Annotated in this window: 10 protein-coding genes and 1 tRNA gene; 9 read left to right on the top strand and 2 right to left on the bottom strand. The window is 45.6% G+C overall.

The genetic code is table 11. The features are described from left to right. The first annotated feature begins 18 nt into the window (after window positions 1-18). The 9 genes from HMPREF9141_RS00610 to HMPREF9141_RS00570 all read left to right on the top strand — a co-directional run bounded on the left by HMPREF9141_RS00610 (window position 19) and on the right by HMPREF9141_RS00570 (window position 9,618). Window positions 19-1,281: a tetratricopeptide repeat protein gene (locus HMPREF9141_RS00610; RefSeq protein WP_040554116.1), complete on the top strand. Its 1,263-nt coding sequence runs from the start codon at window positions 19-21 to the stop codon at window positions 1,279-1,281. A gap of 87 nt (window positions 1,282-1,368) precedes the next feature. Next, a complete protein-coding gene (locus tag HMPREF9141_RS00605) occupies window positions 1,369-2,481 on the top strand; it encodes a tetratricopeptide repeat protein (protein ID WP_007366429.1) in 1,113 nt (370 codons plus the stop codon). Beyond that, the gene (locus HMPREF9141_RS00600; protein WP_007366428.1) at window positions 2,478-3,683 is read left to right on the top strand and encodes a tetratricopeptide repeat protein; all 1,206 of its coding nucleotides are present in this window, start codon (window positions 2,478-2,480) and stop codon (window positions 3,681-3,683) included. Before HMPREF9141_RS00605 ends, HMPREF9141_RS00600 begins: the two co-directional genes overlap by 4 nt. Before the next feature lies 1 nt (window position 3,684). Then, on the top strand, window positions 3,685-4,998 hold the full coding sequence (locus HMPREF9141_RS00595; RefSeq protein WP_007366427.1) for a DEAD/DEAH box helicase: 1,314 nt from the start codon (window positions 3,685-3,687) through the stop codon (window positions 4,996-4,998). Window positions 4,999-5,208: 210 nt separating this feature from the next. Next, window positions 5,209-6,276 (top strand): 3-phosphoserine/phosphohydroxythreonine transaminase, encoded by a 1,068-nt coding sequence (gene serC / locus HMPREF9141_RS00590; RefSeq protein WP_007366425.1) that lies wholly within the window; start codon window positions 5,209-5,211, stop codon window positions 6,274-6,276. A 91-nt stretch (window positions 6,277-6,367) separates the two neighbouring features. Continuing rightward, window positions 6,368-7,285, top strand: coding sequence for an NAD(P)-dependent oxidoreductase (locus HMPREF9141_RS00585; RefSeq protein ID WP_007366424.1), 918 nt, complete (start codon window positions 6,368-6,370; stop codon window positions 7,283-7,285). A gap of 87 nt (window positions 7,286-7,372) precedes the next feature. Beyond that, window positions 7,373-8,620, top strand: a complete 1,248-nt coding sequence (locus tag HMPREF9141_RS00580) for a DUF1015 domain-containing protein (RefSeq protein WP_007366423.1) — start codon at window positions 7,373-7,375, stop codon at window positions 8,618-8,620. A gap of 22 nt (window positions 8,621-8,642) precedes the next feature. Then, entirely contained in the window at window positions 8,643-9,236 is a 594-nt protein-coding gene (locus HMPREF9141_RS00575) for an IMPACT family protein (protein WP_007366422.1), read from the top strand. Window positions 9,237-9,529: 293 nt separating this feature from the next. Continuing rightward, window positions 9,530-9,618, top strand: a tRNA-Ser gene (locus HMPREF9141_RS00570). Window positions 9,619-9,964: 346 nt separating this feature from the next. Here HMPREF9141_RS00570 and HMPREF9141_RS00565 read toward each other — a convergent pair. Beyond that, on the bottom strand, window positions 9,965-10,519 hold the full coding sequence (locus HMPREF9141_RS00565; protein WP_040554314.1) for a hypothetical protein: 555 nt from the start codon (window positions 10,517-10,519) through the stop codon (window positions 9,965-9,967). Window positions 10,520-11,363: 844 nt separating this feature from the next. Further along, on the bottom strand, window positions 11,364-12,362 hold the full coding sequence (locus tag HMPREF9141_RS00560) for a hypothetical protein (protein ID WP_156792400.1): 999 nt from the start codon (window positions 12,360-12,362) through the stop codon (window positions 11,364-11,366). Window positions 12,363-12,686 lie beyond the last annotated feature (324 nt).

Raw genomic sequence — 12,686 nt, 5'->3', positions numbered from 1 at the left:
TTTAAAATGATAACTGATATGAAAAAGTTAATGTTCGCAGCATGGATGCTACTAAGTACATCAGCTGCATTCGCTGGTGACAGCGAACCGTTGAAGGCAATCCTGAAGGCACAGACCTATGCTGAGGCAGCAGATCTCCTGAAGGCAAACATTGCACAGATCACGGACAATGCCGAGAAGGCGAAGGCCTACGACAAGCTCTATGAACTTGCCATGAAGAAAGTCAGCGCCGAGCAGGGGGTACAGCTTGAGAACCAGACCAACCAGCAGATGGGCAAGGAGGGCAACAAGCCTGTTGATGAGAAAGGACTCTATGAGGCTGTCGGCCAGGCCTTCGATGCCGCTGCGGAAGTTGTCAAGTATGACAATATGCCCAATGCAAAGGGGAAGGTGAAGCCGAAGTATGCGGGACTTGTCGACCAGCTCTATCCGCTTCGCGGCCAGCTCATCAACGGAGGCATCTTCTATCAGGGAGCTAAGGATGATGCCAACGCTTACAAGTATCTTGCCCGTTATGTAGATTCTGCTGACGACCCGATGTTCGCAAAGTTCGACAAATCCAAGGACGAGAACCTGAACGAGATCGCCTATTTCGCAACTTACTATGCTTACCAGAACAAGGACTATCAGAAGGCGGAGAAGTATGTTTCGTATGCGATGAAGAGCAAGGACCGTGCGAAGGATGCACAGCAGCTGCAGCTGGCTATCCTCGGCGCACAGCTCAAGACCCGTCAGGACTCTGTGAATTATGCGGAGAAACTTGCCGGTATCTATGCGCAGGATCCTGAGAATGATGCCGTTCTGACAACGCTGACATCTACTTACAGCGCGCTTGGCATGCAGAACAAGGCTGAAGAGATTGTCAATGCCGCTTTGGCCAAGAATCCTAACAGCTATGGTGCATTGGTCATGCAGGGACAGTTCGCAAGCCAGAAAAAAGAATACGAAAAGGCCGCCGACTACCTTTCAAAGGCGTTGGCTCTTGCAAGAGATGACAATGCCAAGATTGCGATCAATGCGTCAATCGGTCAGTGCTGGTTCTACAAGGCACAGGAGCGTGTTGCAGCCGTAAAGGGTGTGTTGTCGCAGGCTGCACGTGCCCAGTTCAATGAGGTGTACAACAAAGCCATCTCTTACCTTGAGACCGCCAAGAAGCTGGATGTACTGAAAGAGCAGAAGAGCTCATGGGCTTATCCGCTCTACGGCTGCTACTATTTCGTAAAGGGTCCTCAGGCTCCTGAAACACTTGCAGCGGCAGCTGATGCCGGTGTACAGCAGTAACATCTTCTGTCAATCACCCCTCTTGTATAATGCTGCTCCCGTCAGATTATATGAGAGGGGGATTTTGTTTCACGAAAACCATTGTGGATGAATCGATTACTGATACTGGCGTTTACGCTCCTCACTGGAGGCAATATCGCCGGAGCACAGGAGGCATACAAACAGGCCGGGTCTTTTAACCGTCTTGCAGAGGAAGCCGTCTCCCGCATGGAGAAATGTTCGGATAGGGATTCTGTGGCCATCTTCAAAGCCGTTGTAGATGGTGTGGAATATTCATTGAAATGTGATGAGTTTGACAGAATGCCTAACCGAAAAGGAAAAGTGGCTCCGAAGTTTGAAGAGGAGAACAGACACCGGCTGTCCCTGCTGCATCCGATGCTGATAGACGCAGGAAAATACTTCAGCAAGGTAAGCTGTCGGAAACAGGAGGGATTGGATGCCCTGAAACTCTATCTGAGGACACGGAAGTCGCCCTTGGTGAAGGACAATGCGGACGAGTCGGGGGTGGCGGCCTACTACCTTTCTTATTATTATATGAGAGCGCATGACCTTCCGAAGGCCGATGCGTATGCTGATACGGCAATGCTGTATGATGAGACGGCACAGGCGGCGGCAGAGATCAAGGCGCAGTGCATGCACGACAAGATGCAGAACGGTGAGGATTCACTCCGTTATCTTTCAGTAGTGCAGCGACTCTATCAGGCTGATCCGACGAATGAGACTTACTTCGCATGGATAATGAAATTCTATCAGAAACCTTCTCGGAAATTCAATATAGAGGATTTCATAGACAAGCTGTTGGAAGAAAACACGAACTCTACGGTGCCATGGATTTTGAAAGGTGAGATTGCCATGCATGCAGAACGCTGGGAAGAGGCCATCGACGCCTATAAACAGGCGGATGAGATAGATCCGAGCAGTATTCCCGTTGCATATAATATAGGTGTCTGTCTGAATACGGTAGGCATGGCTGTCCGCGACTCTGTCGCCAGGCGGAAGCGGAAGGGCGAGCTTGTGTCGGAAAATGAATTCTTGGACTATTTTGCAGAAGCACGTACTTATCTGGAACGTGTAAGGGCAAAAGACCCGCGTAGAAACAGGGTGGACTGGGTAGGGCCGCTCTATCTCGACTATACCATATTGAATGATAAAATCAAGGCTGAAGAACTGGAGCCACTCGTAACGAACTATAAGAAGTGAAGAAGATAAGAGCATTATTGTTCTGCATTTGCCTGTTTTCCACATGCCTGTGCTATGCCCAGAAGAGGCAGCTGCAGACGGTTCGTGACCAGGTAAAAGCGGGGAAGGAACTTGCGAAGGCAGAGAAAACGCTTCGCGGTCTACTCGTTGATTCTGCTGCAAGAAGGAACGGCAGGATATGGCTCATGCTCTGTGACGTGCTGGCGAAACAGTATGAGCAGGGAAATGAAAAGTTATATCTGAGACAGAAGTATGACACGGCGGCGTTCTTTTCTGTCACAAGGAAACTGTATGATGCCATGTCAAGTTTCGACTCACTCGATGCCCGCCCGGATGGGCAGGGGAGGATTCGTCCGAAGTATCGGATCAAACACGCGGCTTTTCTGAATTCCATCCGTCCGAATCTCTTCAACGGCGGCGGGTATTTTGTCCATAGGGGGGATTATCAGACGGCCTTTGACTATTACAGCGACTATCTCAGGTCGGCTTCGTTCCCGGTCCTTGCGGGCTATGATTATATGCGGAAGGATGCCCTCATTCCTCATGCAGCCTACTGGGCGATGTTCTGCGGGTATAAGCTGGGGGATGCAGATAAAATCATGCGTTTCAAGGAGCTGGCTGAGCGTGACACGTCCATGTTGAACTTCGTAAGGCAGTATGAAGCTGAGGCCTATCTGGTGAAGAAGGACACTGCCATGTATGTGAAATCCCTGCAGGCGGGCTTTGAACAGTACCCGAACTTTGCCTTTTTCTTTCCCCGGCTGGTGGAATACTATGCCGGTATCGGTGAACATGAAAAGGCATTGGAAATTACGGAGCGGGCGCTGAAAGCCGACTCTACGAGCCTCCTGTTCCGTTTTGCAAAGAGCACCGCCCTCCTGAATCTTGGCAGGTACAGTGAGTGTGTCCGGTTGTGCAGGCAGCTGATAAGTGAGAAAGACTCTTTCGCAGATGCGTATTACAACATCGGTCTTGCTTATTTCAATCAGGCGATAGAATTGAATAAGGACAGACAGAAATACCGTGCCAACAAAGAGAAAGTCATCTCTTTGTATAAACTTTCCAGACCTTATATGGAGAGATACAGAGAACTTGCCCCTACGGCAAAGGAGAAATGGCTGGCTCCCCTGTATACCATCTACCTCAATCTGAACATGGGCAGGGAATTTGATGAAATAGACAAGATAAGAAAGGAAAAATAAAATGAACAGCAAAATTCTGACCAAACTCGGTATTACCCTGAATGCGATGCAGGAGGAGACTGCCGATGCCGTCTTGCATACAGGAAAAGACGTTGTGGTGATTTCGCCTACGGGCTCAGGTAAGACGTATGCCTATCTTTTACCGCTGATCCAGCGGCTGAAGGCTTCGTCCGATGAATTGCAGGCGGTCGTATTGGTGCCGGGCCGCGAACTGGCGCTGCAGTCAGCCAGTGTCCTCAAGGATATGGGCAGCGGGCTGCGTGCCATGGCATTATATGGCGGGCGGCCGGCTATGGAGGAGCATCGGGCATTAAGGGAGGTGAAGCCTCAGATCGTCTTTGCGACGCCGGGGCGTCTGAATGATCATCTCGACAAGGCGAACATCGATGCAGGGACGGTGAAATGGCTTGTGATAGATGAATTTGACAAATGCCTTGAACTGGGCTTCCAGGAGGAGATGATGCACATTCTCAGCAGGCTGCCGGGTATAGAACGGAGGATTCTGCTCTCGGCGACCGAGTCGGAGTCGATACCTGATTTCGTCTCTATGGGAAGGACTGTGCGTCTGGATTACCGTACGGATAATTCGGGTGTCTCCGACCGAATCCGTCTTTATACCGTTGCAAGTCCCGAGAAAGACAAACTTGAGACGTTGAGCAGACTGTTGCTTTCATTAGGAGACAAAAGCAGTATTGTCTTCCTGAACTATCGTGATTCCGTGGAGCGTACGGCCCTGTTTCTGAAAGAGAAAGGATTTACAGTCAGTTGGTTTCACGGAGGGTTGGAACAGCACGAACGCGAAGCTGCACTCTACCGGTTCTCCAATGGCTCTGCGCCGATCCTCGTCAGCACCGACCTTGCTTCGCGAGGACTGGATATTCCTGATGTCGATAACATCATACATTATCATCTTCCTGAGACGGAGGAAAATTATGTACACAGGGTAGGACGTACAGCACGCTGGGACAAGGAGGGAAAGACATTCTTTGTGCTCGGCCCCGGAGAGCACTTGCCCGAATATGCAGGTAAGTGTCAGGATGAATATCAGATCCCGGAGCGTCTTCCGTCCCCGTCCCAGCCCCGCATGGGTACTATATATATAGGTAAGGGGAAGAAGGACAAAATCTCGAAGATGGATATTGTCGGGTTTCTCTGTAAGAAAGGCGGACTGAATGCCTCCGAGATAGGGAAGATTGATGTGAAAGACCGTTTTTCCTATGTTGCGGTGTCGCGCAGGAAAATCAAAGAATTGCTCAGGCTGACGAAAGGTGAAAAAATAAAAGGGATTCATACCGTTGTGGAAGAGGTCAGATGATGTATGGGGCAAAGTGTCATTCCATGGTTTTTCGGAGACAGCTATATGTATAAGCGGCCGGAATTATGTCGGATAAAATTTATCTGTTTTTATTTGGAAGTATAAAAATAAAAGCGTATCTTCGCAACGTAAAACCATAGAAAGCTCTGACACTTTTTGATACAGATAATAACTATAAAACATAAGTCGAATTTTAACTAAACAAATCAGATGAAGAAGTACAATTTTAATGCAGGTCCTTCAATGCTTCCACGCGAAGTGATTGAGAATACTGCGAAGCAGATTTTGGATTTCAATGGTATTGGTCTTTCCCTTATGGAGATCAGTCACCGCTCAAAGGATTTCCAGCCGGTTATTGACGAAAGCGTTGCCCTGATCAAGGAGCTCTTGGACGTACCGTCAGGCTACTCTGTCATCTTCCTCGGTGGTGGTGCCTCACTGGAGTTCATGCAGATACCGGCCAATTTCCTGATCAAGAAAGCGGGGTATCTGAATACCGGTACATGGGCCAAGAAAGCCTTGAAGGAGGCTAAACTCTTTGGTGAAGTCGTTGAAGTCGCTTCTTCAGCTGGTGACGGATATATGAAGCTGCCTCACAACTTTGACATCCCCAAGGACTTGGATTACCTCCACATAACAAGCAACAATACAATTTATGGTACAGAATACAGAAAGGATCTCGATTCTCCCGTTCCACTGATCGGCGATATGTCTTCTGACATTATGAGCCGTCCAGTTGATGTATCGAAGTATACCTGTATCTATGCCGGTGCGCAGAAGAACATGGCCATGGCCGGTGTGACCGTTCTCATTGTCAAAGACGACATGCTGGGCAAGGCTCCGCGTGAACTGCCGACAATGGTTGACTACCGCACACACGTTGAGAAGGGTTCTATGTTCAACACCCCCCCTGTTGTACCTATCTATTCTGTACTGGAGACCATGCGCTGGGTGAAGGCTCACGGTGGCGTGAAGGAGATGGAGCGTCGTGCTGACGAACGTGCCCGTATTCTCTATGATGAGATCGACCGCAACAAACTCTTCAGAGGCACTGTCGCAACAGAGGACCGCTCTGTGATGAACATCTGCTTCGTGATGAACGACGAGTACAAGGAACTTGAAAAGCCGTTCTTCGACTTCGCTACTGAGCGTGGCATGGTAGGCATCAAGGGGCACCGTTCTGTCGGCGGCTTCCGTGCTTCCTGCTACAATGCACAGACCCTGGAAGGTGTGAATGCACTCGTTCAGGCGATGAAGGATTTTGAGGCTCAGCACTAAATCCATACTTGTCAGACTCGGCAACAGCGGATATGCTGTCCGCCGGGTCTAAACACCATCTTCATTATTTCCAAACCTAAACTTTAAAGCTATGAAGGTTTTAATTGCAACTGAAAAACCGTTTGCACCGGCTGCTGTGCAAGGTATTACAAGTGAACTGAAGAATGCGGGACATGAAGTTGTTCTGCTCGAGAAATACACGGAGAAGGGACAGCTCCTTGATGCTGTAAAGGATGCCGATGCCATGATTGTCCGTTCAGACAAAATCACCCCTGAAGTACTTGATGCTGCCAAGCAGCTGAAAATCGTTGTCCGTGCCGGTGCAGGATATGACTCCATTGATACTGCTTATGCAAAGGGGAAGAATGTGGTTGTTGAGAATACGCCGGGGCAGAATTCCAATGCCGTTGCCGAACTCGTATTCGGTATGTTGGTGTATGCTGTCCGCAACTTCTTCAATGGAAAGGCCGGTACCGAATTGAAAGGCAAGAAACTCGGTATTCTTGCTTTCGGAAATGTCGGGCGCAATGTGGCACGCATCGCCAAGGGCTTTGATATGGATGTTTACGCATACGATGCTTTCTGTCCTGCTGACGCTATCGAGGCTGCCGGGGTACATGCCGCCAAGTCGCAGGAGGATCTGTTCAAGACTTGTGACGTGCTTTCACTCCATATTCCTGCAACGCCACAGACCGTGAAGAGCATAGACTACCGTCTGGTCAATCTGCTTCCCAAGAAGGGGATTCTCGTAAATACTGCACGCAAGGAGGTTATCAACGAGGAAGAACTGTTGAAGTTGATGGCTGAGCGCGAAGACCTGAAGTTCATCACGGACATCAAGCCCGATGCTGATGAGGAATTCAAGAAGTTTGAGGGACGCTATTTCTCAACGCCGAAGAAGATGGGTGCCCAGACAGCAGAAGCAAACACGAATGCGGGCATTGCGGCTGCAAGGCAGATCAATGCGTTCTTTGCGACAGGTGACACCAAGTTCCAGGTAAATAAATAACATTCTATATATAAGGATTGATTGTCCTGACCATTGGCACAGGTCTCGACGGTCAATCCTTTTATCATTTTCTAAAACCTAAACACTATGGCAATTATCAAACCTTTCAAGGGTGTTCGTCCACCTAAGAATCTTGTAGAATCTGTCGCAAGTCGTCCTTATGACGTACTCGACTCTGAGGAAGCACGTGCAGAAGCAGGCGACAATGAGAAGAGTCTGTATCATATTATCAAGCCTGAAATCAACTTCGAGCCGGGAACCAGCGAGTATGATCCACGCGTCTACAAGAGCGCAGTTGAGCAGTTCGAGAAGTTCCAGAAAGAGGGATGGCTGGTGCAGGATGACAAGGAGCATTACTATATATATGCCCAGACGATGAATGGCAAGACACAGTATGGGCTTGTTGTCGGTGCTTTTGTCAATGATTATCTTACGGGTAACATCAAGAAGCACGAGCTGACTCGTCGTGACAAGGAAGAGGACCGCATGAAACACGTACGTGTATGCAACGCCAACGTGGAACCTGTATTCTTTGCTTATCCTGACGATCGAGTACTGGATGATCTGTTGAAGAAGTATGCCCAGACGACACCGGAATATGATTTTGTTGCCCCGGACGATGGCTTCCGTCATCAGTTCTGGGTGATCTCGGATGAGGCTGACATCAAGACCGTGACGGAGGAGTTCCGTAAAATGCCGAGCCTTTATATAGCAGACGGACACCACCGTTCAGCGGCTGCCGCTTTGGTGGGAGCAGAAAAAGCCAAAAACAACCCTGGACATAAGGGGGATGAGGAGTACAATTACTTCATGGCAGTATGTTTTCCTGCAAGTCAGTTGACTATTCTCGACTACAATCGTGTCATCAAGGATCTGAATGGCATGACTGTTGCAGAATTCCTGAAGGCTTTGGAGAAGAACTTCACCGTTGAGCTTAAAGGAAACGAGGAGTATCGTCCGAAGAAGCTGCATGAATTCTCTATGTATCTTGACGGCAACTGGTACGGCCTGGTTGCCAAGCCCGGTACATACGATGACAACGACCCGATAGGGGTTCTCGATGTGGATATCTCAAGCCGTCTTATACTGGACGAGCTGATGGGCATCAAGGATCTCCGTTCTGACAAACGAATCGACTTCGTCGGTGGATTACGTGGTCTCGGTGAACTGAAACGTCGTGTTGACAGTGGCGAAATGCGCTGGGCACTGGCGCTTTATCCCGTATCTATGCAGCAGATCATGGACATCGCAGACAGCGGGAAGATCATGCCGCCTAAGGCAACCTGGTTCGAGCCGAAGCTCCGTTCCGGTCTCGTCATCCACAAGCTGGATTAATGTGAGAACAGTGATTTTCTGAATGGATAACGATAAATACAGAACAATAAAAGAGAAGGCAATTGGCGAGGGATTTTACTCTGAAAAGCGGAGTAAGTTCCTCGCTTTTGCACATCATGTCGAGTCGGCAGAAGAGGCTCTGGAGATCATCAAGGAATATAAAAAGAAGTATTACGATGCACGGCATTGCTGTTATGCGTACCGTGTGGGGGCTGATGGCGCTGATTGTCGGGCCAATGACGACGGTGAACCTTCTTCGACTGCGGGAAAACCTATTCTTGGACAGATTGACAGTAATGGACTGACAAATACCCTCGTCTGTGTCGTCCGTTATTTCGGAGGAGTGAAACTCGGTACTGGCGGGCTGATTGTAGCCTATCGAGAAGCTTCCGCTGACGCCTTGTCGAACAGTAAGAAGGAAGAGCGGTTTGTAGAGGAAGAAGTAAAGTTTACTTTTACTTATCCCATGATGAATGATGTCATGCGAGTTGTAAAAGACATGAATCCGCACATCGTCAGTCAGCAGTTTGACAATACATGTGAAATAACGCTTTCTATTCGGAAAGGAAAAGCGGAAGAACTTCGTACACGGCTCAAAAATCTGTCCTTCGAGTGACCGAGTCCGATCGAATAGACGCATCCAATACGATTCAGGGATGTGTTGCAAAAAAGGTGAGGCAAGTCCGTCTGGGAAGGGAGAATAAGGTACAGGTTATTTTTTCATCGGTACTTCATAGAACATTTGTGGTTGCTGATAGGGGGGAAGGAGATGCTTCTTTTCCCAAATTCGATGTGTGGAGAAGTTGAGAGTATGTCGATAATCCCGGATCTTGTCAGGCTGCATGCAATTATCGTTTGAATAATTTGGCGTTTACAGTAGAATTGTTTACTTTTGCACTGTCAAATTAAGGAAGTATGGCAGAGTGACCGAATGCGCTGGACTCGAAATCCGGTATACGCCCTTACGCGTATCGGGGGTTTGAATCCCTCTACTTCCGCTTGTGAAGCCGTAAGCATTTTGTTTACGGCTTTTTTCTTGCTTGTGCTAAAGCCATACTAAATCCATAATAAGGGGACAGTAGATATTTAAGGGCAGCCAGTTTTGTGCTCGGAACAGTGGACTCTGCAAAAACGCAGTCCGTTCAGAAAACCGTTATTGATAATCAACAAGCAATATGCATTAAATTCTCCTACTTACAAAGCTGTTTTGCAGAGGTCTTGAAACTGTGATTTCCATGGGAATATGAGACTGTGCGTTCCTGTCCATGAGACTTTCTGATCCTCTAATCTGTTCATGTACGCAATTTTAACTTGTTTGCTGGAATCCGATTAAAGGATGATATGTTATGAATGCGCTGCACTGATCACCTTATATTTTTCTTCCTCGTTTATGACCTTTGAATTAATCTTTCGTTTATTAAATCTTATGACAATCTTGTATGGTATATCGTCTGAATTTGTATAAAAGAGGCGTCTGAATTTTATTCGCTCTCCAACGCCCTGTCTATCACGATCATTTATAGAATTAACAAGCTCTCTAATGTTTGAAGAAGATAAATAAGAATAGTCAGCTGTCCCGTCCGAGATGGAACCTTCCAAACTAGCTCTCCATCCCTTAAAATGGGAAGAAATAGTCTTGCCATTGCGTGTATAAATTTCAATAGATTTGATTCTCTCATCAATTCCCTTTAGACCGGGTTCAACCCCACCTCCAAAAAGAGTGAATTTTGAATGACATAATACGGTAGTAAAGCCTATCAAATAATATTTCTTTTTTGAGTTAACGGAGTCGCTCAAAGTGACAGCGTGCATACTTATCCCTGTGATCTTAAAGTTATTATACTGATAATCACAAGAAATGAAAGCCATTGCAGCCAATAAACAAATCATCTTCTTCATATAAATTATCATACAGTCATATAAGATTTGATGGATGCCATGTATCTGTCAAAAAGAGATTTACGAGGTCTGTTTTCTTCCAATGTCGGGAAACTTGCAAGTTTTTGTCGATTGAATACGATAATTTCACATGATGATTTGGAATGAAATCATCCGTTATATTGTCTTCCGTCTGTTTCTGTATTCATACATTCTAACCATACCTGACCTACTTTGACAGTAGTCGGATGCTTTTCATTCTCGTACTTGCAGGCGGAATTGTACAATTTCGACGTAGGCATGAAGTCGATACGCTGCAAAATTTATTGTCATATTCGCAAGGATGGGATTCACCGGTCATTCATGACTTTCTTTATACATATCCAGAGAGTGAAGGCATAAGTTATTAGACTTACGAAATCTGGTAAGAAGTTTTCAAGAAAATAAAGTCGTCTATCTATGTATATGCTTAATGAACCCAGGGAGAGAAGCATAGAAAAACTTCTGGCTAATATACACCAAGATAAAATGCCAACTGCCAGCACAGTTGGCAAGTGCTTAGATATATTTCTTTTCATGTTTTGCAAAATAATTTTAGGAAAGACATATTCATAAAGAGAATCCTTCTCCTTCTTTCAGCTGAATAGTGAGGAAAAGATGTGGTCCACAACACTTTTTGGGTGAATTCCCCCGATTCTGCCCATGATGGGCATCCGGGGGATTTTCTACAAAAGTACAAATAACATACCACTTTGGAAAACAATTAATTATGAATTTACAGGATATCCATAATTAAGGGTAACTGATGAAGACCTTCTCTTGTTTGCTATACTTGTCAATATGCTAAAGCTCACGGAAAACTTTCTTAATCGATAGGTCTTATAGTTTCTCTTCCCTTATATTTCTTTTTAAGTGCTTGTATAAAATCAAACCATTTATCTTTGAATTCTTTTTCGTCCATATCTTCACCCAAAAATTGTTTCCTAAGGATCTTTTCGCATTCTTTAGCATACTCATGGTCTGCTTTGTCACATTCTGCAGGATAGCATTTGCCAAGAATAATACAGTCTTTGAACAATGAAACGACATTTTGCTTTAGTTTCAATTCCTCAACGACTACTTTAGGCTTCCAAAAGAAAATTTTCTTTCTCAAGGATTCATTTATAGCCTTAGCATTTCTGACACTAGAACGATAGCCCTCTATCTGACGAATGTATTTGTCGAACTCGTAATACGGAATATCCTGCTCTTTTATTTGATATGCAAGATTACGACCTTTGCGAATGTCATTTACAGCTACTTCGCTAATTATATAACTGGTAGTCAAGTTCGAATATTTACTATAGGGAATATCAAAGTGTCTCTTCTCGGGGGACGGCTTGGGAAAGAACAATTCTGTTGTTATTATTTCTGTTGAATTATCTGGCAGAACACCTTCTGCATGTCCTTCAATTCCAGCCATTGTAATGCCAAATTTAAGTTTCATTTTCACATCCTCTATAGTCATATAAGATGCGATATGATAGTCTTTAAGAGTTTCAGAGGCACCACAGTCATAGGGGTCAAATATTGAAACTTCGAAGGCAACATATTTATCGTTTGTCAATTCTCTTACAGTGAACTTATAGAGATTGATTTCGAACATTTTACCTATTTGTTTCTTAGCAAAAGCCTTTTTCTTTTTAAATAAAGAATCTGATATACCACCTATAAACTTCTCTTTTGTACAATACTGCACTTCAATTGTTGTACCAAACACATACAATTCTTCATCGTTAGTTTCTTCTGAAAACATCATTGCAATGCGATGTGGCGTATAGTCCTCATGCTCGCAAAACCTGATTTCTTTAAGTATTGCTCTCATAATTTTTGATTTAATTGTCTTGTAAGTTTTTTTAAACAGTGACTTCTTCAAAACTTGACACACACCCTAACTTTACTGTAAACCTGAACTCGGGATAAGAACAATCAGTAAAGGCTGGCAACCTCATTATATTTTTGTATTTTTTTTAGTTGAAAATCAAATATTTACAACAAATATGATATATAATCTCCAAGACCTCATTATATTTTTGTATTTTTTTACCTTAATTCCGCAGCACAACTTCTTGTGAGAAATCCAAGTGCCTGAGAAACAAAGTCCTCAAAACACTTGGATATGTCAGAATTTTCACCTATCTTGGTGCTG

Origin of the sequence: Prevotella multiformis DSM 16608 (assembly GCF_000191065.1) — a bacterium.
GTDB lineage: Bacteria > Bacteroidota > Bacteroidia > Bacteroidales > Bacteroidaceae > Prevotella > Prevotella multiformis.
Note: the sequence above shows the minus strand (reverse complement) of the source record. Positions and strands in the feature narration are given on the sequence as shown.

Excerpts from the sequence above, each read along its gene's own strand:
- HMPREF9141_RS00610 (WP_040554116.1), top strand. The coding sequence starts at position 19 with ATGAAAAAGTTAATGTTCGCAGCATGGATGCTACTAAGTACATCAGCT.
- HMPREF9141_RS00605 (WP_007366429.1), top strand. The coding sequence starts at position 1,369 with ATGAATCGATTACTGATACTGGCGTTTACGCTCCTCACTGGAGGCAAT.
- HMPREF9141_RS00595 (WP_007366427.1), top strand. The coding sequence starts at position 3,685 with ATGAACAGCAAAATTCTGACCAAACTCGGTATTACCCTGAATGCGATG.
- serC (WP_007366425.1), top strand. The coding sequence starts at position 5,209 with ATGAAGAAGTACAATTTTAATGCAGGTCCTTCAATGCTTCCACGCGAA.
- HMPREF9141_RS00585 (WP_007366424.1), top strand. The coding sequence starts at position 6,368 with ATGAAGGTTTTAATTGCAACTGAAAAACCGTTTGCACCGGCTGCTGTG.
- HMPREF9141_RS00580 (WP_007366423.1), top strand. The coding sequence starts at position 7,373 with ATGGCAATTATCAAACCTTTCAAGGGTGTTCGTCCACCTAAGAATCTT.
- HMPREF9141_RS00575 (WP_007366422.1), top strand. The coding sequence starts at position 8,643 with ATGGATAACGATAAATACAGAACAATAAAAGAGAAGGCAATTGGCGAG.
- HMPREF9141_RS00565 (WP_040554314.1), bottom strand. The coding sequence starts at position 10,519 with ATGAAGAAGATGATTTGTTTATTGGCTGCAATGGCTTTCATTTCTTGT.
- HMPREF9141_RS00560 (WP_156792400.1), bottom strand. The coding sequence starts at position 12,362 with ATGAGAGCAATACTTAAAGAAATCAGGTTTTGCGAGCATGAGGACTAT.